The 24478-nt window shown below is 44.9% G+C and carries 23 protein-coding genes; 9 read left to right on the forward strand and 14 right to left on the reverse strand.

Annotated features, from left to right (window positions below; translation table 11 throughout):
• Positions 1-405 precede the first annotated feature (405 nt).
• Positions 406-588: a hypothetical protein gene (locus tag C9I99_RS07580; protein WP_208113361.1), complete on the forward strand. Its 183-nt coding sequence runs from the start codon at positions 406-408 to the stop codon at positions 586-588.
• 295 nt (positions 589-883) lie between these two features.
• On the opposite strand, the gene C9I99_RS07585 is transcribed toward C9I99_RS07580, so the two are convergent.
• The 3 genes from C9I99_RS07585 to C9I99_RS07595 form a co-directional block, all read right to left on the reverse strand.
• Positions 884-1723, reverse strand: coding sequence for a hypothetical protein (locus C9I99_RS07585; RefSeq protein ID WP_107348539.1), 840 nt, complete (start codon positions 1721-1723; stop codon positions 884-886).
• Between the two features lie 145 nt (positions 1724-1868).
• The gene (locus C9I99_RS07590) at positions 1869-2624 is read right to left on the reverse strand and encodes a hypothetical protein (RefSeq protein WP_133638214.1); all 756 of its coding nucleotides are present in this window, start codon (positions 2622-2624) and stop codon (positions 1869-1871) included.
• A gap of 127 nt (positions 2625-2751) precedes the next feature.
• Positions 2752-3543 (reverse strand): DUF2971 domain-containing protein, encoded by a 792-nt coding sequence (locus tag C9I99_RS07595; RefSeq protein WP_170108143.1) that lies wholly within the window; start codon positions 3541-3543, stop codon positions 2752-2754.
• Between the two features lie 432 nt (positions 3544-3975).
• Between C9I99_RS07595 and C9I99_RS07600 the strand changes: the two genes are divergently transcribed.
• From C9I99_RS07600 to cspE, 4 genes are all read left to right on the forward strand, one after another.
• Positions 3976-4284, forward strand: a complete 309-nt coding sequence (locus tag C9I99_RS07600; protein WP_107348246.1) for a hypothetical protein — start codon at positions 3976-3978, stop codon at positions 4282-4284.
• Between the two features lie 17 nt (positions 4285-4301).
• Positions 4302-4643 carry a PDC sensor domain-containing protein gene (locus tag C9I99_RS07605; protein ID WP_166645378.1) on the forward strand — a complete coding sequence of 114 codons (342 nt, stop codon included), beginning with the start codon at positions 4302-4304 and terminating at the stop codon, positions 4641-4643.
• Positions 4627-5034, forward strand: coding sequence for a methyl-accepting chemotaxis domain-containing protein (locus C9I99_RS07610; RefSeq protein ID WP_133638215.1), 408 nt, complete (start codon positions 4627-4629; stop codon positions 5032-5034). Before C9I99_RS07605 ends, C9I99_RS07610 begins: the two co-directional genes overlap by 17 nt.
• A gap of 219 nt (positions 5035-5253) precedes the next feature.
• Positions 5254-5466, forward strand: coding sequence for a transcription antiterminator/RNA stability regulator CspE (gene cspE, locus C9I99_RS07615; protein ID WP_107348249.1), 213 nt, complete (start codon positions 5254-5256; stop codon positions 5464-5466).
• Between the two features lie 51 nt (positions 5467-5517).
• On the opposite strand, the gene C9I99_RS07620 is transcribed toward cspE, so the two are convergent.
• From C9I99_RS07620 to C9I99_RS07660, 9 genes are all read right to left on the reverse strand, one after another.
• Complete coding sequence (locus C9I99_RS07620; RefSeq protein ID WP_107348250.1) at positions 5518-5985, reverse strand: 2TM domain-containing protein; 468 nt, start codon at positions 5983-5985, stop codon at positions 5518-5520.
• A 312-nt stretch (positions 5986-6297) separates the two neighbouring features.
• Positions 6298-7836, reverse strand: a complete 1539-nt coding sequence (locus C9I99_RS07625) for an alanine/glycine:cation symporter family protein (RefSeq protein WP_107348251.1) — start codon at positions 7834-7836, stop codon at positions 6298-6300.
• 523 nt (positions 7837-8359) lie between these two features.
• Positions 8360-9808 (reverse strand): decarboxylating NADP(+)-dependent phosphogluconate dehydrogenase, encoded by a 1449-nt coding sequence (gene gnd, locus C9I99_RS07630; protein ID WP_107348252.1) that lies wholly within the window; start codon positions 9806-9808, stop codon positions 8360-8362.
• A complete protein-coding gene (gene pgl / locus C9I99_RS07635) occupies positions 9809-10543 on the reverse strand; it encodes a 6-phosphogluconolactonase (RefSeq protein ID WP_107348253.1) in 735 nt (244 codons plus the stop codon). It abuts the gene before it with no gap.
• Positions 10540-12039 (reverse strand): glucose-6-phosphate dehydrogenase, encoded by a 1500-nt coding sequence (gene zwf, locus C9I99_RS07640; RefSeq protein WP_107348254.1) that lies wholly within the window; start codon positions 12037-12039, stop codon positions 10540-10542. Before zwf ends, pgl begins: the two co-directional genes overlap by 4 nt.
• A gap of 343 nt (positions 12040-12382) precedes the next feature.
• Positions 12383-13975: an ABC transporter ATP-binding protein gene (locus C9I99_RS07645; RefSeq protein ID WP_107348255.1), complete on the reverse strand. Its 1593-nt coding sequence runs from the start codon at positions 13973-13975 to the stop codon at positions 12383-12385.
• A 2-nt stretch (positions 13976-13977) separates the two neighbouring features.
• On the reverse strand, positions 13978-15000 hold the full coding sequence (locus C9I99_RS07650; RefSeq protein ID WP_107348256.1) for an ABC transporter permease: 1023 nt from the start codon (positions 14998-15000) through the stop codon (positions 13978-13980).
• A complete protein-coding gene (locus tag C9I99_RS07655; protein ID WP_107348257.1) occupies positions 15000-16085 on the reverse strand; it encodes a microcin C ABC transporter permease YejB in 1086 nt (361 codons plus the stop codon). Before C9I99_RS07655 ends, C9I99_RS07650 begins: the two co-directional genes overlap by 1 nt.
• A 2-nt stretch (positions 16086-16087) precedes the next feature.
• Positions 16088-17869, reverse strand: a complete 1782-nt coding sequence (locus C9I99_RS07660; protein ID WP_420849225.1) for an extracellular solute-binding protein — start codon at positions 17867-17869, stop codon at positions 16088-16090.
• Between the two features lie 275 nt (positions 17870-18144).
• Here C9I99_RS07660 and C9I99_RS07665 point away from each other — a divergent pair, with 275 nt between their 5' ends.
• The gene (locus C9I99_RS07665; protein ID WP_107348259.1) at positions 18145-18477 is read left to right on the forward strand and encodes a PBPRA1643 family SWIM/SEC-C metal-binding motif protein; all 333 of its coding nucleotides are present in this window, start codon (positions 18145-18147) and stop codon (positions 18475-18477) included.
• A gap of 166 nt (positions 18478-18643) precedes the next feature.
• Entirely contained in the window at positions 18644-19099 is a 456-nt protein-coding gene (locus C9I99_RS07670; protein ID WP_107348260.1) for an RNA methyltransferase, read from the forward strand.
• A gap of 9 nt (positions 19100-19108) precedes the next feature.
• On the opposite strand, the gene C9I99_RS07675 is transcribed toward C9I99_RS07670, so the two are convergent.
• Both C9I99_RS07675 and C9I99_RS07680 read right to left on the reverse strand, forming a co-directional pair.
• Positions 19109-20857 carry an ATP-binding protein gene (locus C9I99_RS07675; RefSeq protein ID WP_243734351.1) on the reverse strand — a complete coding sequence of 583 codons (1749 nt, stop codon included), beginning with the start codon at positions 20855-20857 and terminating at the stop codon, positions 19109-19111.
• Between the two features lie 2 nt (positions 20858-20859).
• Positions 20860-21405, reverse strand: coding sequence for a heme NO-binding domain-containing protein (locus tag C9I99_RS07680; protein WP_107348261.1), 546 nt, complete (start codon positions 21403-21405; stop codon positions 20860-20862).
• 261 nt (positions 21406-21666) lie between these two features.
• On the opposite strand from C9I99_RS07680, the gene C9I99_RS07685 reads away from it, so the two are divergent.
• Positions 21667-21924, forward strand: a complete 258-nt coding sequence (locus tag C9I99_RS07685; RefSeq protein ID WP_243734352.1) for a c-type cytochrome — start codon at positions 21667-21669, stop codon at positions 21922-21924.
• Positions 21925-22319: 395 nt separating this feature from the next.
• Positions 22320-24407 (forward strand): elongation factor G, encoded by a 2088-nt coding sequence (gene fusA, locus C9I99_RS07690; protein ID WP_107348263.1) that lies wholly within the window; start codon positions 22320-22322, stop codon positions 24405-24407.
• Positions 24408-24478: the final 71 nt, after the last annotated feature.

A 24478-nucleotide genomic window follows, 5' to 3' on the forward strand; every position in this document is an offset into this window, starting at 1 on the left:
ATTGCAGACAAGTGTTGTAGAAACCTAGTCGAAAACAATTACATTCAACAACCTATCGTTAATGAAGACAAAGGCAGCCTTTGTACCATCCTTAAATTTCACTTTCATTGTGCGATATTTTAAATTTACTCCATCCAAGCTCTGAGTCCCTGAAGATAAACCATAGAGTGAACCACACTTTGATTTAACAAATTCATAAGTATCACCAGACTTTACTCTTCCATTCGGGCACATAATCAATGGATCAGCTAGGACTCCGAAACTCATAAGAAGACCCAATAGAAAAACAGCTAAACTTTTCATCCTACCAGTAAATCCTCCGTTTCGCATAACGAATGACATGGACTCCCCCTCATCAAGCTCTGCCACACTTGGTAAGTCTGACTACAGTCCTTGGAAGCCACCATGTCACCATCAATTTATGGCATTGATTTAGCCATACATTCGTTCAGTATCCACGGCGAAGATGAACAAGGCAAGATACTGATCCATAAAACAATAACTCGCTCGAAAGTCCTTGTTATGTTTGCCAACATTCCACCTGCGATTGTCGGGATTAATGTTCTTGATGCTCATCTTACAGCGTGAGATGACGTGCGTCGGCTCCACCCGACCGAGATAACCGCAAGGCAGACTGAATAAGGATAATGGCACTCAACACCTACGAGGAGAACGCCAACGTAATACCGAACTCAGGCAGTAAGCCACTGAAGTGAATAGCATTGTTATCACTTCTAGGCTGCGCTCGTCTTGAGCAAAGTCACGGGCGCAACGCCCATCAAACTCCCTCCGAGCAATTTACTTAATAAGGTTATACGGGCTTGTCCAACAACCGGATAGAAGTGTCGACTGCGCGACACGTATTCTTATTTGTTATGTGTCTTTATAGGTAACCCCTTCTAAAAACGAAGAAATTTCTGGTCTTAGTTTCTAATAGTCCCAAATCAAGCCCATACAGTAACCATCTAAATTTGGGTTTCTTAGGCATTTGTGTACTGCAACCTGCAAACATTTCTTCTGCAAAATCTCGGCTATCTACCTTGTGATCAATTTGACTAATTACATGCCAGTATTCATGAGTCATGGAATTGATATGGAGTGGGTGCCCTGACGTAGTTATAGGGTATGACATGTAAACTGAATTCGGTGGAAGCTCTCTAGCTGCTATATGGTCAGATATAGCCCACATTCGCCGCCTTTCTTCGGACATTTCATGTCTGTCATAATCAAAAACAGAGTGGTCAAACAAAGCTACCGCCGTAAGTTTATCTCTGCTAACTTGCGCGAACAGTACAATACTCCCCTTTTTCGACTTTCCAGCATGTAAATGTAGATGATGAAAACCTTTAGTGTTTAACAACTGATCTTTATCTGTCCATGCGTCACCCTTAGCAATGATGTAGTCCTTAGGAGTGTAGCCTTTCGTGAGCACCTTATTGGAGAGATGTTCAGTTAAGTCTTCTCCTAACTCGACTTTTCTAAGTAATTCCCGTACATCGTTTTCGTATTCACTCCAGCGAGAGTCCTGTAACAAATAAGGCTCTATACTTACCACCCTTGGTCTAACGGGAATAAGCCTAGACGCCCAATGCAGGTAATGGAACATAACCGAGCTTAAATGCTGTTCTAGTAACTCTGTCTGAACTTCCTTTGTGTTTGGAAAGTAAGGCATTATTTTTATAAGCTCACTTTTGAAGGCTCTAATTGTTTTTGATTCTTCCATTTCTGCTATCTCTGACAGACACATAACGCTTGCCATAATACGCCAGTAACGCATTACGATAATGTTGATAGACCACCGAAAACACCACAGCCAATTCAGACCCAGAATGCCGAGCGTTGGTCGTATTGATGGCCTTGTTATAAACTCATTGTAGTAAGCCTGCTATGCCATCTTTTAATTTGTCGCCATTTTCAACTAATTTGACAACTGCACTCACAATTTTGTCAGCCTCAACAGCAGCACCGCCTACCTTGCGAAGTTTGACCCAAAATTCACCCACTTTACTTCTAATATCTGCATCTTCTTCTCGGATGTTATCTGCACGACTACAGATATCAGAAAATCCCTCAGAAAATGCTCTTTTTATAGAGTCGACACCCGTAATAGGATAATTTTGTATCGCTTTTTCAATTATTGAAATTTGCGACAATACAAAGCTTTTAGTTACTTCATGTAAATCGGAATTTTCGACTTGCTCTCGAAGCTTAGTTATTGAATCAATAATTTCGGTTAAAGAGTCAAAGTCACACTCTGACTCATCAGGAAGGATTTCAGCGCAAAAATTAATTGCCAGTATAGTATCTGCGCCAAGGTTAGATGAATAACTACTCCAAGCTGCTCCTATATTAGTCACTGAAACAGTTCTTGAGATATTGTTAATATATGGCTTGTAAAGCTTTTCTGAGAAACCTGTTGTTGCCATCGCCGAAGCGAGTAAATCGAGTTCAGCTCTAAATAGAGTTAACTTCTGATGCACAAAATGCGGGTCACTTTTAGCTAACTCTGCATCTAAGCCAAAAACGTTAGCCCACACTGTTGTTGTTGGGTTATTGCCACCAGATGGAGCTGCTATCTGTATTATATTCAATATTCTATGGGCTGAATTACTATATTTTTTCACTAAAACTCCTTTGAGCTTATAACGCCTAACATAAGTTGCGCTACGATGAACTAACCAAGCACACCGAATTTCATACCAAAAATGCCGAGTAAAACGGGTGAAGTCCAGCGTCAACTTGATGTTTTTGTTATATGCCGCTATCAAGAATAACACCAAAGCTTCCTTTCTCTCTTTTTGCTGTTTTAAAAGCAATCGGATATGGATGAAGCTCGAACAATACTTTTAATGCGTCCCTCTGTTTTTCTGACATTTTCTCTCCAAAAATGACCGATTTTATTGCTTGAGGGGGATATTTAAGAAACTGCCCTGACTTTTTCTCGCAAAAGCTTTGGTAAATAATTCTAATCTCTTCTTCATATTTCCAATCTAAGGGCTTTGTTGCTAACATTTTCATATATATTTCATTGCTATTAATTAAAGATTTATCAAGCCCACTCTCATAACATAATGCCTCATCATCACTACTTACTGACTCTAGAGCACATGTGTTGTAATCAATTTGATCCATTAACACAGCTATAAGAGCAGTATCTATCTCTGCTGGTTGATCTTCATACTCAACTTCATATATTTTGGCAAAATTTGGATTGTTAACAAGTATCAGATTTGGATCAAACTCTAGACAAAACCCTCTTAACCCATCAGCGTAATGTGACCACATTAGTAAATTATCTGGTCTCTTACTAAAACATGTAATTCTTGCATGATCTATAAGTCCTGGAATATCAGGTTCCATACTTGATATCGAATCAACATATAAATCATAATTTTCAAAGGCATCAGAATCGCTAATGTCTTCAAATCTCCAAGCATTTAAAATCTTTTTCAACCTTTCTGATTTTTCGTCTTTTGACGGAAATCCAGTAACGATATTACACCAACACTCAAAAGGGTCATTAAATGATTCATAGTGATTCATATACAATTCATCATTTAAGATATTAGTAACTGTATATTCTGAAAACGAACAATATTTGTACATCATTTTTTCCATTTTTGCTTAGGCATATAACAGCTTTATATAAAGACAATTTCATCTTTACAATTCATCATATCAACCAATTTAATCACACATCGCCACAACAATAAACATATAAAACAGATACTTAAAACCAGAAAGAGACATAACCAACAGATTAATGACGAATGATTCTACATATGCCATCATCATTTATACACGATGAAGTTAGGTGCTGGCCCTACTACATGAATACCACTTATTATGCCGCACCAAAATAATCACCAAGTAGCACACAACGCCGACATTATAACTACTCTAGTTTCTGTGCTTGTTGAGGGATCTAATGAAGTTCAGCCATAAAGTTGTCGCACATCGTCGGCAATCCTGTTGATGGCACTCGCGCTACTTTCTGCCAACCAATATTCCAATACTAAAAAACAAATCCAGCCTTTGGTTATGCAAAGCATGAAGGAAATCATTTCCGGCATGAGCAATACGGTTAATGCCGAATTATCCAGTAAAAAGTCGTTGACCGCTTATACCGCCAGTCTGGTGACCAGCGATATATCGCTGGAAAACATCCATACCGTCATTGAGCACCCCACTCTCAAACACGCTTTCTTGCTCACTTGGCTGGGATTTGAAAAAGACGCTAGCTTTACCAACAATGCTCCTAACTGGAACCCTGGGGAATCTTAGGAGCCACGTACTCGTCATTGGTATATCGACGCAAGCAAAGCCGCGATATCGTTATCACGGCGCCTTACGCATATTCGGTCACCAATGAAATATTGGTTTTCATCGCTAGCCCTTTAATTTTGAATGGACAGTGCCAAGGTGCGATCTTTTTCGATATGAGTTTGTCGAGATTAGCCGAACTGGTTAACCAGGTGTCTTTGTTTAATGCTGGTTACCTCTTCATCGTAGACGGAGATGGGACCACCATTGCCCATCCCGACGCGAAATATAACGGTAAGCCAATGGCCGATTTTCTTGGCAACCACCCCATTTCAACAGATGCCGTGCACGCTGAGCTAGACGGTGAAAGCGTGGCATGATCATTTACTCAAATCACTGGCCAAGAATGGTATATCGGGGCAGTACTGGATGAGAGTGTCGCCTTTGCGGCCGTCAATCAATTACAAACAGATGCGATTAAATACGAATACCGATCAGAAGTTTGCCGTGCTGGCAACAAGTTTCAACGCCTTCACCAAGCAATTGCAAAACCTGATCTTGCAGTCGAAATCACTCGTCAGGATCAGTGAAGCGATTCAGCAGATCAACGATATGTATTTACAAATTGCGTCTGCCGCAGAAGAGCAAAGCCTTGTTGCTGAAGAAATTAATACCAATACGTTAAACATCAAGGAGCTTAGTGTTCAGGTTGCCGATGCCGCTGTAAAAGCCGATCAGGCGTTGGAAAGGAATGACCATTCAAAAATATAACTGTACAAAAAACGTACAGGTGTTAATATCTCTCTCGCTCTATTGTTTAGATAGTTATTAAATGCAACATCAAGTACAAGTTAAGCCTTTAGCTACACTTACGTTATCGTTTGTACCTCAATGCTTCCCTTATATTTATCGTAACATTAAATAATTCAACCATTTAGCACATCGCATTCTGGCGGTTTATTTACTAATTAATTTTATAAGGGGCATGATATGTCTAATTCAAATACTGGTATCGTAAAGTGGTTCAACGAAGAGAAAGGTTTTGGTTTTATTACTCAAGATAACGGCGGTGCTGACGTATTCGTTCATTTCCGTGCTATCGCTTCAGAGGGTTTTAAAACGCTTGCTGAAGGCCAAAAAGTTTCCTTTGAAACTGAACAAGGTCAAAAAGGACTCCAAGCAGCGAATGTAGTTGCTTTGTAAGTCAAAGACTCTGATTCATAAAATGCCGGCTATCAGCCGGCATTTTTTATGTCAGAGTTTTCTGCCGAGGCGTTTTTCAATCTGACGCTTTTCCCACTCTGCGCCAAAAAAGTTGAACACTTCAAAAGCACTCAAACCGTGTGACACAATCCCAATCCCCCAGCCCATTGCAGGCCACCATGCCCAGATATAGCTCGGGTCGGTCATGAAATTAATCACAAACAGCATGGCAATAACCAATACGTAGGTGACCAAGTGTGAGTAGAAGCCCTTAATCTCTCTCACCTGCTCAATCACTTTTCTTTCCTCTGAGGTAATTTGCGTTTTCTCGTTCATTTCTGGTTCTCCCTGAAGATCGGTAACTGGAATTTCAAACACAGCAGCCAATGATTTTAAGGATTCCAATCCGGCCTTCTGGCCTCGCTCGATACGTTGGATAGTCCGGACACTCAAACCAGACAAGGCTGAGAGGTGCTCCTGAGACCAGCCACGCTGTAACCTTAATTTTCTAACAATCATCGTAGAATCCTTCCTGCTGTTTGATTCCAATGTACATCTCTACTGGATGATGGTGAACGACATGAGCCTGACAAACACATGACACATATTACTTTTCAATAACTTAATCATCACCCTGTCGGGTAAATGGCATGTACTGCTGGCACGGTAAAGCCAAAACCTGATCATGGCGATATTTTGCCATCAACACTAACATTACCGTAAAGCCGCTTCCTATTATCCAGCCCGATTCACAAGTTTCTCATGGCAATAAATACCAAAAGGCCATTGGATACAATCCAATGGCCTTTGCATTATTTAAATGTTAATCGACTAGATAGTTGTCTTAACGGGCTCTGCGCCTTCAACCTCTTCCGATGTCACCTTTCCGTGGAGTTTCTTCTCCCAAAAGTCAGCGTTCTTGATGCCAAGCTTAACAGGGTCAAACGTAAAGTCTGTCACGCCCGCTTTTTGCTGCTCTTCATAATCTTTCAGCGCTTTTAGAGCGGGTTTCGATAGGAAGAAAATAATCAAGATACCGACGATGTTCAACCAGGCCATCAAACCCACGCCCACATCACCCATTGCCCAAGCAAGGTTGGCTGTTTTCACCGTGCCGTAGAATACCGCAACAATCAGCACTGCTTTCAGGACAAACATCATGCCAGGCACTTTTACTGAGCGGCGAATGTAAGCGATGTTAGTTTCTGCAATGTAGTAGTAAGCAAGAATCGTCGTAAAGGCGAAGAAGAACAGTGCAAAGGCAATGAATGGTTTACCGATGCCTGGCATTGCGCTCTCAATAGCCATCTGGGTGAATACCGGGCCGTTAGCACCAATGTCCGCCGCCAAGTTCTGGACAAGGAACATGCCCTCTGCACCACCGTGTACGTTGTATGCACCCGTAATCAAAATCATGAACGCCGTTGCCGAACACACTAGCAAGGTATCGATGTAGATAGAGAACGACTGTACCAAACCTTGCTGAGCTGGGTGCTGTACATCTGCTGCCGCTGCTGCATGAGGACCTGTACCCTGACCGGCTTCGTTCGAGTAAACGCCCCGCTTAACACCCCAACCGATTGCGGCACCAACCCCGGCCATAGGCGTAAAGGCATCACCTAAAATCATCATAAAGATACTTGGTACCATGTTGATGTTCAGTAGGATGATAATAAAGGCAACCACAATGTAGGCCAGCGCCATGAAAGGTACAACTATCTGAGTGAAGTTAGCAATACGCTTTACACCACCGAAGATAATGAACGCTAGGATAATAGAAACAAACGTACCGGTAACAATTTTCGCGAGGCTAATTGTACCGATGGTTGTTTCAATCATTTGACCAGGACCAAAAGCCGCCTCTACCGCATTACCAATACTGTTGGATTGGACACCCGGAAGCAGAACACCACAGGCAAAGATTGTCGCGATAGCGAATAACCACGCATACCATTTCTGCCCCATTGCTTTTTCAATGTAGTAGGCAGGTCCACCACGGAACTGACCATCTTCATCTTCTTCTTTGTAAATCTGAGCCAACGCAGACTCACTATAAGCGGTTGCAGCACCAAGGAAGGCAACAACCCACATCCAGAACACTGCACCCGGACCACCAAAACCGATCGCCGCAGCAACGCCAGCAATGTTACCTGTACCTACACGCCCAGAAAGAGAAACGGCTAATGCCTGAAAAGAGGAGATACCCTGAGCGGAACTTTTACCTGATAACAATAGGCGCCACATCTCTCTGAAGTGACGAAGCTGTACAAAACGTGTGGTAATGGAGTAAAACAGACCTGCACCCAGACACAGATAAATAAGCACTGGGCTCCAAATTATTCCATTAAGAAAATCGACTAACGACTGCATTAAAAAACTCCCTGTATGATTGGTTAATGCTTCGTCAGTATAATAATCACATTGTAACCCGATTGTTAAATATTTTATTTCATCATTCAATTTAGCGTGATCTACAGCTCATAAATCGAGTATTACAAACAACTAGCAGTTATACCCCCTACCTAGTAGCGTGATCTAGGTCGATTAATCCAAACTTGTTGCTGCAGGAATGTTACTCCACTGTTTAAAAACCAAGCAAACAAACCTAAAAACCCTCCTCTGCTCACAATTTTTCTCTGTTGAACCGTTAAAAATCATTTATCGATAAGATCAATTAGCAACTCGATCAAAACCAACAAAAGCAATCAGTTGCATTTGAAGAGAAAAAGTCAGCGTTTACACTCTGGCTTAGCTTAATCGCGTAATTATCGACTTCACCGAAAAATAATTCCCTTACCGTTTTTCGCTGATATCCGGCAACGACTATCCATAAAAAAGGCGCTGATGATTCAGCGCCTTATCGTTATATTAATTGTCTTCGTTTAGCTACGAATTACACATCGTACGTTGTTGAAGAAATATCACCACCGGTACCGGTCCAGTTGGTGTGGTAGAACTCACCACGTGGCTTGTCGGTACGCTCATAAGTGTGGGCACCGAAGTAGTCACGCTGTGCCTGTAGCATATTCGCTGGAAGGCGAGCTGTGGTGTAACCATTTAAGAATGTCAGCGCCGAAGACATACACGGCATAGGCAGGCCGGTTTCGAATGACTTAGCCACCACTTTACGCCATGCTGGCAGACAGCTTTCTAGGATATCCTTGAAGTAGTTATCCAGACCAAGGAAGGCCAACTCAGGGTTTGCTTCAAATGCATCACGAATATTGCCAAGGAATGCGCTGCGGATAATACAACCACCACGCCACATTAGAGCGACGTTACCGTAGTTCAAATCCCAGTTGTTAGACTCAGATGCTTCGCGGATCAACATAAAGCCCTGTGCGTAAGAAATGATCTTAGATGCAAGCAGTGCCTGACGAAGTGCGTCCAACCACTCAGACTTATCACCATCTACAGCGGTAATCGGGTTGTTGAATAGTGACGCTGCGTGTTCACGCTGCTCTTTCAGTGAAGACAGGCAACGAGCAAACACTGAGTCAGTAATTAGCGTTAGCGGAATACCGTGGTCTAGGGCATTGATACCTGTCCATTTACCGGTACCCTTTTGGCCGGCTGTATCAAGGATCTTTTCAACTAACGGCTCACCATCTTCATCACGATAGCCAAGAATATCAGCAGTGATTTCAATCAGGTAGCTGTCCAGTTCGGTTTTGTTCCAGTCAGCGAACGTCGCCTGCATCTCGTCATGCGACATGCCTAGACCTTCTTTCATGAAGTGGTAGGCTTCACTGATCAGCTGCATATCGCCATATTCGATACCGTTGTGGACCATCTTAACAAAGTGTCCTGCACCTTCGTTACCGACCCAGTCACAGCACGCTTCACCTTCTTCGGTCTTAGCGGCAATGGCTTGGAAGATTGGCTTCACATACGGCCATGCTTCTGGATCACCGCCCGGCATGATAGACGGCCCGAAGCGTGCACCTTCTTCACCACCTGATACACCGGCACCGACATAGCGAATGCCTTTTTCACGAAGCGCTGCCACGCGGCGGTTGGTATCTGGGTAGTTAGTGTTGCCACCATCAATGATGATGTCGCCTTTGTCTAGCAGCGGGACTAGGTTGTCGATAAACTGATCAACAACGTCGCCAGCACGAACCATCAGCATCACCTTACGCGGTGATTCAAGCTGGCTAACCAGATCTTCAAGAGAAGTCGCACCGACAATGTTGGTGCCTTTCGCCGGCCCCTGCAAAAACTCATCGACTTTCGCAACGGTGCGGTTGTAAGCAACCACTTTAAATCCGTTATCGTTCATGTTCAGGATCAGGTTTTGACCCATTACGGCCAAGCCGATAACACCAATATCTGCTTTCATTTACTTTTCTCCTTGTGCCAGCTCTTTGGCTGCTTCTGAATCTAAAAACCACTCGGTCGTGCCAGCCGTCGAGCTGACGTTCGCTGCAGGATACGTTTGTGCAGCCGGTGCGTTGTCAGCAATCTCTTTGATCACCGACGCTTTACTTGCACCTAAAACCAAGTAAGTAATACGTTTAGCATTCGCCAACAAGTGTGCCGTTTGGGTCACGCGTAGCTGGCGAGTTTCAGGATGTGCTGCGATGGCAGCAACCTCAGTTGTTTCGTAGTTTGTTTGCCCCGGGAACAAGGAGGCGGTGTGGCCATCCGTTCCCATGCCAAGCAAGATCCAATCAAACTCCGGCGTCCCATCTTTTTCGGGAATGACCGTCATCATCTCCTCGGCAAAACGGATAGCTTCCATGGCGGCGAAATCTTCACCGCGAATGCGGTGGATATTCTCGGCAGGGATCGATATGTGATCAAACAGCAAAGCTTTGGCCTGGCCGTAGTTGCTCTGTTCATTATCCGGTGCGACACAACGTTCGTCCCCCCACCAAAAATGGAGGTTCTGCCATTGAATAGACAGGGCAAATTCCGAACCGGACAAATAGGCAAACAGCTGAGATGGCGTGCTACCTCCAGACAGAGAAATATGGACTGGGCGACCAAGCTCACTGTATTCCTTCAAGCTTTTTGCTAGAGCTTGGACAACCTGTTCAGAGCTTTCAAATACGTGGTAATTCATGTTACTCATAGCTCGCAGTAATCAGTATTAGTCAGGTTCTTACATGGGAAGCGCCATTCACGACCGTCACGAGACAATAGCTCGTCGGCTTCTTTCGGTCCCCAAGTCCCCGCAGCATAACCATAGAGATGCTCTGGGTTTTCTTTATAATCCAAAATTGGCTGAACAAACTTCCAGCATGCCTTCACCGCATCGGTACGCGCAAACAGGGTGGCATCACCTTTCATCGAATCAAGCAGCAGACGCTCATAAGCGGTCAGCATATGTGTTTCTTCAAGGCTTTCGTAGTGGAAGTCCATACTCACTTCCTTTGCCTCAAAGCCCGCGCCAGGCTTTTTAAGGCCAAAGCTCATCAGGATGCCTTCATCCGGCTGGATACGGATGATCAGTTTGTTTTCTGGCGCATTGGCACCAAAGACAGGGTGCGGCGTTTTTTTGAAGTGGATAACGACTTCAGTGACGCGGGTTGGCAAACGCTTACCGGTACGGACATAGAAAGGTACACCGTTCCAGCGCCAGTTATCGATAAACATCTTCAAACCGACGTACGTTTCTGTACGCGAATCTTCTGCAACACCGGGTTCTTCACGGTAACCTTTAAGGTGGTTACCACGAACATCAGATTCAGTGTACTGACCAAGTACCAGGTTATTGTTCAAATCATTTTCAGACAATGGCTGCAGGCTCTGGAAGACCTTCATCACTTCATCTCGCATGGAGTCGGCATTAATAGCAGCCGGCGGCTCCATACCTACCATTGCCAATACCTGTAGCAAATGGTTTTGGAACATATCACGAACAGCACCTGCGCCATCGTAATATCCACCACGCTCCTCAACGCCAAGAAATTCAGCAGCAGTGATCTCGACATAATCGATGAAATTACGATTCCAAAGCGGTTCGAACATGGTATTGGCAAAACGGAACACCAGTAGGTTTTGAACCGTTTCTTTACCAAGGTAGTGATCGATACGGTAGATTTGGTGCTCTTGGAAGTGTGCGTGCAAGTCTTTATCAAGTTGCTCGGCCGTTGCCAAATCATACCCAAAAGGCTTCTCGACAATCAGGCGTTTCCAACCGTTTTCTTCGCTATTCAGACCATGCGCAGCAAGACATTGTGGGATCACGCTGTACAAGCTCGGCGGTGTCGCCAAGTAGAACGTGGTATTGCCTTTAGTGTGATACTTCTGCTCGATGTCATCCAAACGCGTTTTCAGCGTGGCGTAATCTTCTACACTTTTAGTATCAATGGCTTGGTAATGAAGGCGTTGACAGAAAGCATCAAGCACCTGAGGGTCAACTTTTTCGTTGGCGGTCAGCGACTCTTTCAGTCTCTGCTGAAACTCAGCATCAGAATAGTGAGTGCGGCTTACCCCTAATATAGCGAATTCTTCTGACAGCAATCCATTCGCGAAAAGATGGTAAAAGGCAGGGATCAACTTGCGATGGGTCAAGTCACCCGACGCCCCGAAGATGACGATACAATTATTTTCAGGCTTAACCATAATGCTTTCCCGCTTGCCTGAATCAATCAGGGCAAGTTATTCATTTTATTGTAGTGATACCAAGATGAGCAATGTAATAAGCATATCAGCGCTACGCTAATCGCATTGATGCGCAAGAACATAGTTCAATTCGGTATTGATGTTATCAACACGACTAAAAAGCACCAGTAGGTTTTCCCTATCACAGCGATAGGTAAAACCGTCAACTGGTCATATTCTAGTCAATAATAACAACTGCGCCTTTTGGGCGACTTATTATGTAGGAGAAGCACATTACATCCCAGCTACATTTATCTGGTATTACCAGGTCTCCCAAATCATGTGACGTTATTTGGGGTTAGTTCTAAACAACTGAAAGGGAAACTAATTGCTTGGTATAGTCCTGCTGCGGATCACTGAATAAGGTTTGGGTGTCACCTTGTTCAACCACCTGCCCTTCACGCAGTACCAAGGTATAGTGACAGAGAGATTTCACCACATTAAGATCATGGCTAATGAAAAGGTAGGTTAAGTTATACTTCAGCTGCAAATGCTTAAGCAGTGTAAGCACTTGAAACTGAACCGTTCTGTCCAGTGATGATGTCGGTTCATCTAATAGGATGAATGAAGGTTTCAGTACCAGCGCCCGCGCAATCGCAACACGCTGGCGCTGGCCTCCGGAAAATTCATTGGGATAGCGGTGGCGAGTGTCAGGGTCGAGTTCGACATCACGCATCACATCACAAATCATTTTGTCTTCTTGCTCTGGCGTTAAATCTTGATGAACTTTTAACCCCTCACCGATGATTTGTGCCACTGACATTCTCGGGTTAAGGGCAGAAAATGGGTCTTGAAATACCACTTGAAACTGACTGCGTAGAGGTAACATCTGCTTACGATTAAATGCCGAAATATCCTCACCGCAAAACACTATTTCCCCAGTACTTTCTAGTAGCTTAAGAATAGCCATACCCGTTGTCGACTTTCCCGAACCACTCTCCCCGACCAAACCCACACTGTGGCCTGTACGCAGTAGAAAACTTACATCAGTCACGGCCTTGATATGATCTTTTACTCGCTTGAGGATACCGCCCTTAATAGGAAACCATACCCTTAAATCCTTGATTTCAAACATTGGGCTTGCCGCCATATCAACAGGTACCGGCTCGCCACTTGGATCTGAGTTGATCAGTTTAATGGTATAGGGATCTTGAGGGCGTTCAAACACTTCGGTCATGGTATTGGTTTCAACCAACCGCCCCATTTGCATAACGGCAACACGATCGGCAATCTTGCGGACAATACTAAGATCATGGGTGATAAACAGCATTGCCATCCCCATTTCCCGCTGCAGATCATTGAGCAAATCCAAGATCTGAGCCTGAACCGACACATCCAATGCGGTGGTCGGTTCATCGGCAATCAACAACTCCGGCTCATTGATAAGGGCCATCGCGATCATCACTCGTTGCCTCTCGCCACCTGAAAGCTCATGCGGATAGGATTCTAGTCGCTGTTCAGGGTTTCTAATCCCGACTTTTTTCAACCATTCTAGCGCTTTATGCTGCGCTTCCCGTTGCCGGGTACCTCGGTGTATGGCCAGTGTTTCACACAGCTGACGACCAACCTTGTGCAGCGGATTGAGTGACATCATCGGCTCTTGGAAAATCATACCGATTCGATTCCCCCGCAGGCCACGCATCTCCCTCTCGCGGCACCTCATCATATCAATGCCATCATAATGGATATGACCGCTAAGGTAGTGGGTCGATGACTTCGGCAACAGGCGCAAAATGGCATTGGCCGTCACAGACTTCCCTGAACCACTTTCCCCCACCAGCGCCAGCGTTTCACCACGTCGGATATCCAAGCTGACATTGTAAGTCACCTGGTTGACAGTATTTCCGCTCTGAAAGCCCACCGACAGATTTTCAATGGTAATAATTGGTTGTGACATGGTTACCTCTGGTGGTGGGGATCAAATGCATCACGCACGGCTTCACCGACAAACACCAGCAAGCTCAGCATAATCGAAAGAACAACAAAGGCAGACAAGCCTAACCATGGTGCCTGCAAATTGGTTTTACCTTGCGCCAGTAACTCCCCCAATGACGGCGAGCCGGCGGGCAAGCCGAACCCCAGGAAGTCCAACGACGTTAATGTTGTCACCGAACCACTAAGAATAAACGGCATCATGGTGAGTGACGCCACCATGGCATTGGGCAGCATGTGGCGTAACATAATGCGCCCATCACCGACCCCCATCGCCTGTGCGGCCCTCACATAATCAAGGTTTCGACAACGGAGAAATTCAGCACGAACAACCCCCACCAAGCCCATCCAGCTAAACAACACCATAATGCCAAGCAGCCACCAGAAATTAGGCTCGACAAAACTCGACAGGATAATCAGCAAAAACAGAGTTGGCATACCAGACCACACTTCAATAAAACGCTGGCCGAACAAGTCGACCCACCCGCCGTAATACCCTTGGCAAGCCCCGACGATGACGCCAATCACGGTAGAGATAACGGTAAGGGCAAAGCCAAACAATACCGATATCCGAAATCCGTAGATGATCCGCGCCAAGACATCCCGCCCTTTATCATCGGTGCCCAGCCAATTAACGCTATCTGGCGGTGACGGTGCCGGGCCGGATAGGTCGTAGTTGATGGTATCGTAGCTAAAGCGGATGATCGGCCAGATCATGAAGCCGTCAGCTTCGATCAAATCGGCGACATAAGGATCGGTATAGTCGGCTTCTGCATCGAACTCACCACCAAACTCCGTTTCGGCGTAAGGGGTTACAATTGGGAAGTACCACTGTGATTCAAACTGGATCACCAGCGGTTTATCGTTTGCTATCAATTCAGCAAACAGACTGCCAAAAAACAAAATCGAGAAAATCCATAGCGACCAATAGCCCCGCTTATGTGCTCGAAATCTTGCCCAACGTTCCTTGGTTAATGGGTTAAGTTTCACTAACGTGCCTCAAAATCTATCCGTGGGTCGACCAATGTATAGGTGATATCCGAAATAATGTTCAGGAGCAATCCCAATAGGGTCATGATATACAGCGAACTAAAAACGACGGGGTAATCACGCTGTATGGTCGATTCAAATCCCAGCAACCCTATTCCTTCTAAAGAGAACATCACCTCAATCAACATTGCCCCGGTAAAGAAGATACTAATAAATGCCGCGGGGAATCCGGCGATAATAATCAACATGGCATTACGAAAAACATGGCGATAGAGAATGCTGTTCTCATCCAGTCCTTTGGCACGCGCCGTTACCACGTATTGTTTATTGATTTCATCGAGAAAGGAGTTTTTGGTGAGCATGGTCAAGGTCGCAAAACCACCGATAACCATAGCCAAAATTGGTAGAGCTAAATGCCAAAAATAGTCGATGATTTGCTGGTACCAGTTCAACTGTTCAAAGTTCGATGATACTAACCCACGCAATGGGAACCAGCTGAAGTAGTTGCCACTGGCAAAGAAGATGATCAACAAAATAGCGAACAAGAATCCGGGGATCGCATAACCCACGATCACCACCGCACTACTCCAGACATCAAACCGCGAGCCATGTTTTATCGCTTTGGCAACCCCCAGCGGAATAGACACCAAGTAGATGATCAGGGTGCTCCAAAGGCCAAGTGAAATGGAGACGGGCAAACGATCGATGATCAGATCTATGACATTGCCACCTTTGAACAGACTGTCACCAAAATTGAAAGTGGCGTAATCCTTGAGCATATCGACATAACGCTCAAGCAGCGGCTTATCAAAGCCAAATTGCTTCTTAATAGCGTCGACCACTTCAGGATCTAAGCCACGGGAACCACGATAGCCCGAACCATTCTCCGAGGACTCGAGCGCCCCGACTTCCTGCCCGCCGCCAGTAAAACGCTCCATGATCCCTGAGCTATGACCTTCAAGCTGGGCTACCGCCTGCTCGACCGGCCCACCGGGAGCAATTTGAATCACAAAGAAATTGATAGTGATGATCGCCCACAAGGTGGGGATCACCAACAACAGACGCCGAATGATATATGCCGACATAATTACCGCCGTTTCTCAGGCAGCTTGGCCGCTTTTTCGGGATCAATCCACCAAGTATCTCGACCTAATGAAAACTTGGGTCGCTGATCGGGCCGTGAAAATTTATCCCAACTCGATACTCGAAACATACTGATGTGCCATTGTGGTATGACATAAAAGTTCCACTGCAATACCCTATCGAGTGCCCTGCCAAGGCTGAGCAACTTGTCTGGGTTTTCCTGATTCTCTGCAATTTGCTCTGTGAGGTAATCAACGGCCGGATCCTTAACCCCTGCGGTGTTGTAGGTACTGTCGATAAAGTTACTGTTCCAGGCGATCATCAAATTCGGGCTCGGATACGGGTTAGCACCGTAGCCTGCAGACACCATATCAAAATCTCGGTCCCTTAACCGCTTGATATATTGCGTGGTATCCACGGTTCGCAAGCGCATATCAATACCCAGTAACTTGAGGTTCTTCTGCAGCGGGATCGCCAACCGCTCTGTTGTCGGGCTGTACATCAGCAATTCAAAGGTAAAGGCGTCGCCAGTCTCGACATTGGTCATCACCTTGTTCTGTACTTCCCAACCGGCTTCTTTCATCAAGGCCAGCGCTTTGCGCAGCTGAACACGAATACGACCAGAGCCATCAGACTTCGGTGGTTGATATTCTTCGGTAAAGACTCTGACTGGCACTTTGTCTTTTACCGGTGCCAATACCGCGACTTCTTCTTTGGATGGAAGGCCCTTGGCTTCATAATCGGTATTCTGGAAATAACTGCGAGTTCGGGTGTACTGGTTATAGAACAGACTTTTGTTCATCCACTCAAAGTCCATGGCATAAGACAACGCTTCGCGGACTTTGGGATCCCTGAAATAGCTGCGTTCAGTGTTAAAGACAAACGCCTGCATCGACTGTGGAATTTGATGCGGGATCTCTTCTTTTACTATGTAGCCTTTGTCGAAATTCGTTCCTTGATACATGGTGGCCCAAAACTTCGCCACGTTTTCTTCCCGGACATCATATTCACCCGCCTTAAATGCCTCGAGGGTGACCGTTTCATCGCGGTAATAGTCGTATTTGAGTGTTTGAAAATTGTGCCTTCCCACATTCACTGGTAAATCTTTCGCCCAGTAATCCTTGACCAGCGAATAAGTGACATTTTGTCCAGGCTTATAATCCGTAATTTTATATGCACTGCTGCCGACCGGTGGTGTGTTAAGAGGCTCGCTAAGGTTTTTGTCTTTCCAGAAGTGCTCAGGCAATACGTTCATTCCCTGCACCAAAGCCAGCAATACCTCGCGGTTTGGCTTGACCATTTCAATCCGTGCAGTGCGCTCTGACTTGGCCGTTACCGATTTAACATCCTTGAAATATACCTTGTACTGGGCAACGCCTTCCTTCATAAATTTATCAAAAGTAAAGGCGACATCAGCAGCGGTGATTGGCTTGCCATCATGGAACTTGGCATCTGGATTGATATCAATTTCCATCCATGCGTAATCATTAGGATAGCGGACCTTTTCAGCAATCAGCGGATAATAGCTGTCGATTTCATCTTCAGATGAGACAAACAAGGTGTCGTAAATAGCCTCACTACCTGCAGCCGATACTCCCCGCGAGGCGAAACGGTTGAAGCTGTCATAGGTGCCAACCTGGGCATAAGTCACCTGCCCCCCTTTAGGGGCATCGGGATCGACGTAATCGAAATGCGAAAAGTCAGCAGGATATTTAGCACTGCCAAACCCGACTAACGAGCGGCTTTCAATCACCTCGTTAGCAGAGACCGAGCCAGCTATAGCCATCGCAACTAACAACGATGAGACACATTTGTACATCCAAGCCTCCATGCATAAATCTATATTTCAGACAGCGCTTGCGTCCGCTATCTTACTCGTTGAATTAGATATAATTCTTTTATGATATATATTTACGATAGGACACTAATGACAAATGAACAACCACTCAATAGGCAATATGAAAAGGTGTGATCACTTGCGACAAGCTGTTGAAGTCGTTAATATCGCCCGCTTTCATGCTTTCGAGCCTGAAACTCTCTTATTTAAGCCAGGATCATCATATGTCTAAGTTTTTCTTTAAAGGTCGCATTGAGAAAAAGCCTAAGCACGAAAGCTACGGCTTCAATACCAATCAGGCCAAAAAACTGGGAACTGAAATCAACCCGCTACAACTTGTCGTAAATAGCGATGAGAAAAAAGCTGAGACCGAAGCCCTACTCAAGCAACACGAATTGTTTGCTACGATAACGGTAAACAGTGAGGCAGAAGAAAACCTTGTTGAGCTTGAGACACTGATCAACAAACCAAAAACCACAGTTTTTGAGAAAACACCAAACCGTAATGACCCATGTTCATGCGGTAGCGGCAAAAAATTCAAGAAGTGCTGTGGCTAACGTAGTCACCCAGTAATCAGAGTTAATGACCCCGGTACACTCTCCGTGCCGGGTTGTCCCTCTTATGCGACTATCCGCTTCTATACTTCATTAGCCTTCCCCCTGCCATTTTCCGTCAGAATCCGTATAATCTCGCGCTGTTGAAAATTTCGGAAAGATACGTGTTATGAGCAAAGGTTACGCCTGTGTTGGGCTATTCAATCCCAAAACCCCTGAAAATGTTGGTTCTGTCATGCGTGCCGCTGGCTGCTATGGCGTCAATAGTGTGTTTTACACAGGCACACGCTATGACCTTGCTAAGAAGTTTTGTACTGACACCAAAAATACCATTCTCGATATCCCGCTAATTGGCGTCGAAGATCTCAAAAACATTATTCCACACGATTGCGTGCCGGTTGCCGTTGATCTGGTTGAGGGAGCCAAACCGCTGCCTGATTACAAACACCCTCAGCGGGCTTTTTATATCTTTGGGCCTGAAGACGGGACGTTGAAAAAAGAGATCACCGAATTCTGCCGCGAAACCATCTATGTGCCAACCAAGGGTTGTATGAACCTGGCCGCTGCAGTCAATGTCATTCTTTATGATCGCATGGCGAAGGGCGAAGGGTTTTCAAACCATTAACTGTGGGCCCTAATCTTGGGGGACAATTTCTGTGCCCCATTTTTCTATCATATCCCTAAGCTCAATGCTCTGGTAAGGCTTGCAAAGAATATCGTCCATACCGGCATTAAAACAATCTTCCCGCTCCGCCTTGGTGGTTCCAGCTGTTAACGCAATAATCGGTTTACTAAAACCGGTACTGCGCAACTGCTCGGTCGTGGCATAGCCGTCAAGAACTGGCATACGACAATCCATCAGTACAATATCGAAATCCTGCTGCGCTAAGATCTCCAGTGCCTTTTGTCCATTATCTGCAATCGCAGGAGTAATACCAAACTTACCTAACATCAGTTTGATAATCATTTGATTGGTTTTTAAGTCTTCCACCACCAAGATAGTCAAATCATCAATTGAAGTTATACCGCCTTGCTGACCTTCTTTCTCGTTAACCGTTGAGAGACAAACGTCTAATGGAAGAGTAACGGTAAAAGTAGTCCCTCGGCCATCGTCACTGTCTACCTCTATCCAGCCTTTCATCTGCTCAGCGAGCTTTTTACAAATGGCTAACCCCAAGCCTGTACCTTCATGCTGGCGGTTGCTGGAGTTATCCACTTGGGTAAAGGGCTGGAACAAAGTGCCCACTTTTTCTTTCGGAATACCGCAACCTGAATCTCGCACGATAAATTTAAGTGCTTCGTCGTGCCAACCAATCGTGACAGAGACGAAACCTTTCTGGGTAAATTTAATGGCATTACCAATAAGGTTCACAAATATCTGTTTGATTCTGTCTTCGTCGCCGATAAGCCATTGCGGAGTATCTGGCAGGTAGTGAATAGAAAAGTCGAGCTGTTTCTCATTGGCTGGATGCTGGAAAATATCATTCAGCATATTGCTCATCAAGTGACTGTCAAAAGGTTTAATAGCCAACTCCATCATTCCTGCATTAATCTTACTGTAATCAAGCAAATCATTAATAATGGCCCGTAGCAGTTCACCAGAATGGTGTAACGTGGACAGCAGCCCTCTTTGATGATTATCAAGTTCGGTATCTGATAACAGTTCAGCGGTTCCCAATAAACCGTTCAGAGGCGTTCTCAGCTCATGGTTTATCATCGCCAAAAAATCACGAGTTGATTTTTCCGATTCCTCTGCAGACTTTCTCGCCCATATTGCATCCTCAAGCTTTAATTGACGGTCAATAGATGAACGCAGCATTTCACCGATCAAATTCATATGCTTACAAATGGTGGTGTGCCACTCTCTTCGCTCATCGATTCGGGTAACGAAATATCCCTTGACCACCGAATTACTGAGTGAGAACCAATGTAACTGTTGTTGTTCGTCCCAGTGCTCACCTATCGATCTAAGTTTGTCTGGGGGAATGACCTTCGCATCAGTACCTGTGAAATAGGCAATATTGAGTGCGGGTGTCAGATCGCAGCGAATATTGATTCCACAAGCACTGACGGCATGGCTTGTAATCAACGCATCAAGCAATTCTTTGATGATGCCAAAAGAAGGTTGGTATTTTAGGAACGTATGACCGAAGCGAAGCAGCAAATTGTCCATCTTTTGCTGATAGGACAGAAAATCAGACCCACTGGCTACCTTATCTCTCATTTTCTCAAGGTTTTGCTCAATCATTTGTTTAGTCTGATAGAGCTCTAAGCTTTTAGACTCCAGTAGCATCTCTGCCATTTTCCTGGCTTCTCGCTCACGGTCTATTTTCTTTTGCATTAAAGCAACTTGGCGTTCAAGATCCATGCGTTCAAGGCCCATAGTTACCCCACGTTTAATGTCAACGTAAATCGAACGTGGCTCTGATCTTGACTAACCGGTTCCATTTCAATATCCATATTCTCATTGAAATGATGAACGCAGCCCCGTATCAAGCCAAGGCAGACATGGGAGAAACAGCGCGCCGAAATATAGTCGAGTATCATTTGAGCGGAAGTCTTTGAAATGAAATCAAACTGGGGAGGATTGGCATTAGGATAGAGCTTCTTCACTTCGATATGGATATGACGCTCAACTTGCTCAATGAAACTGAAAGTGCCCGTGGGTAGTTCCCAATTATCCATCATTGGCATCGTTGACAGCAGGCGCACGAACAATGCTTCACCGTAAACTTCTTGCAATGCTTCCGAGGATATGTCCGTAATTTTACTCAAGCAAACAATCATTTTTACCAATATCCGGTGGTCATAACTCCCTACAGTCGTGTAAATGCCGTCAACACCAGCATCATCAAGCATCTGTTGACATACATCTAATCCGAAACGGCTTTCAACGATATCCAGAAACTCAGTAAAAATAATTCCTTTCATAGGTTTACTCTCCCTTACTCCTTGATTTGAGTATGGGAAACGAATCACTAATGGTCAACATTATTGCAACCCAATCCATTTAGCAGAATAACGCGTATTTATTTAGTAAACAGGTGTGATCAATGAATTGCTATATTCTGTCAGTAACATTATTTTAATGTCACTCTACATAAGATAGTACTAACCATGAGACACCTGTATCTCCTTTCCCTCTTTTTTATATTCAACCTAGTTATCAGTACATCCTCGTGGGCCAACGCCATGCCTCAGGGTAACAGCGAAGCCGGCAAGGTAAAGTCGTTTACCTGCCAATTCTGTCACGGACAACAGGGGCTCACGAAAAAAGATGGTTATCCCCACATTAACAACCAAAGTGCCTTATACCTCTATAAGTCGATGAAATCTTACCAAAACGGCGAACGTGGTGGAGCCTATGGTGAAATGATGAAACAGCAGCTGTCTGTTCTCAATGAACAAGATTTAGCCGACATTGCGGTTTACTATGCCGAGCAACCCTAAGCTTCAGCGCATTGCCCTAGCAGAAGTAAATTACAGCAAGCCACTGGTAGCTTTTATCTATTGATACTAGAATTAAGCGGATTTAGTGGCTTGCTAGCTACTATTAATCCATTTAACATCGTTCAGATTCAGTGAACAATGAACCGGTAAAAAGCCGTTATGACTGTTCCGGCGCCACCTTTCAAAGCGCAATTTGGCGGTGATTAACGAAACAGAATGTGTTACGGCCGACTTGTCTTGTAGGTTTATTGAGCGTTTGCGTCAAAAAACCCAAAAAGACGGAGCAAAAACAAGCAAATGTTCATTTTATCTTGAATGACCTATGTAATGTTTGTTGGAATCAGTGATATACTCCCCCACCGAATAGTGACAGTAATTGTTTATAGAGAAAAACAATGGCAGATTTATCTAAATACAGAAACATTGGTATTTTCGCGCACGTTGATGCGGGTAAAACCACTACTACTGAGCGTATCCTTAAGCTTACTGGTCAGATCCACAAGACTGGTGAGGTTCACGACGGCGAATCAACTACTGACTTCATGGAGCAGGAAGCTGAGCGTGGTATTACTATCCAGTCTGCAGCAGTTAGCTGTTTCTGGAACGACCACCGCCTAAACGTTATCGATACTCCTGGACACGTTGACTTCACAGTTGAAGTATACCGTTCTCTTAAAGTACTTGACGGTGGTATCGGTGTATTCTGTGGTTCTGGTGGTGTTGAGCCTCAGTCAGAAACTAACTGGCGTTACGCGAACGAATCAGAAGTATCTCGTCTGATCTTCGTTAACAAACTAGACCGTATGGGTGCAGACTTCTTCAACGTTGTTGATCAAGTTAAGAACGTTCTTGGTGCTACTCCTCTAATCATGGTTCTACCAATCGGTCGTGAAGATGACTTCGTTGGTGTTGTTGACCTACTAAGCCGTAAAGCTTACGTTTGGGACGAAACTGGTCTTCCAGAAAACTACGAAATCACCGATGTTCCAGCGGACATGGTTGACGAAGTAGAACAGTACCGTGAAGAGCTAATCGAGACTGCTGTTGAGCAGGACGATGACCTGATGGAAGCTTACATGGAAGGTGAAGAGCCTTCTATCGAAGACATCAAGCGTTGTATCCGTAAAGGTACTCGTGACATCGCGTTCTTCCCAACATTCTGTGGTTCTGCGTTCAAAAACAAGGGTATGCAACTTATCCTTGATGCTGTTGTAGATTACCTACCTTCTCCAACAGAAGTAGATCCTCAGCCGCTAACAGATCCAGAAACTGGTGAGCCAACTGGTGAAGTTGCAACAGTATCTGTTGACGAGCCACTAAAAGCGCTTGCGTTCAAAATCATGGACGACCGTTTCGGTGCTCTAACGTTCATCCGTATCTACTCTGGCCGCATGAAGAAGGGTGACACCATCCTTAACTCTGCGACAGGTAAAACTGAGCGTATCGGCCGTATGGTTGAAATGCAGGCAGATGACCGTAACGAGCTAACTGAAGCACAAGCTGGTGACATCATCGCTGTTGTTGGTATGAAGAACGTTCAAACTGGTCACACTCTATGTGATGTTAAGCACGAGTGTACTCTTGAGCCAATGATCTTCCCAACTCCGGTAATCTCTATCGCAGTTACGCCGAAAGACAAAGGCGGTTCTGAGAAGATGGGTATCGCTATCGGTAAAATGGTTGCAGAAGATCCATCATTCCAGGTTGAAACTGACGAAGAAACTGGCGAAACCATCCTTAAAGGTATGGGTGAACTTCACCTAGACATCAAGGTTGATATCCTTAAGCGTACTTACGGTGTAGACCTAATCGTTGGTCAACCACAGGTTGCTTACCGTGAAACTATCACTCAAGCAATTGAAGATAGCTACACGCACAAGAAGCAGTCTGGTGGTTCTGGTCAGTTCGGTAAGATTGACTACCGTATCAAACCAGGTGAAGTTGGTTCTGGCTTCAAGTTCACATCATCTGTTGTTGGTGGTAACGTACCTAAAGAATTCTGGCCTGCTGTTGAGAAAGGTTTTGCTGGCATGATGGACACTGGTGTCCTTGCTGGTTTCCCTGTTCTTGACGTTGAAGTTGAGCTATTCGACGGTGGTTTCCACGCAGTCGATTCATCTGCAGTAGCATTCGAAATCGCAGCGAAAGGTGCATTCCGTCAGTCTATGCCTAAAGCAGGTGCACAGCTTCTTGAGCCAATCATGGCTGTAGACGTGTTCACTCCTGAAGATCACGTTGGTGATGTTATCGGTGACCTTAACCGTCGTCGCGGCATGATCAAAGATCAGATGGCTGGTACTACTGGTGTTCGTATTAAAGCAGACGTTCCTCTATCAGAAATGTTCGGCTACATCGGTCACCTACGTACAATGACTTCTGGTCGTGGTCAGTTCTCTATGGAGTTCGCGCACTACTCACCATGTCCTGCAAACGTTGCAGAGCAGGTTATTGCTGACGTTAAAGCGGCTAACGAGAAGAAGTAATTCTTTCTTAAGCTTTAATGGCTGATAAAAACCCGGTAGCTTGGCTATCGGGTTTTTTTATACCCTTAGAT

The organism is Photobacterium lutimaris, from assembly GCF_003025555.1.
In the GTDB taxonomy this organism is placed as follows: Bacteria; Pseudomonadota; Gammaproteobacteria; order Enterobacterales; family Vibrionaceae; genus Photobacterium; species Photobacterium lutimaris.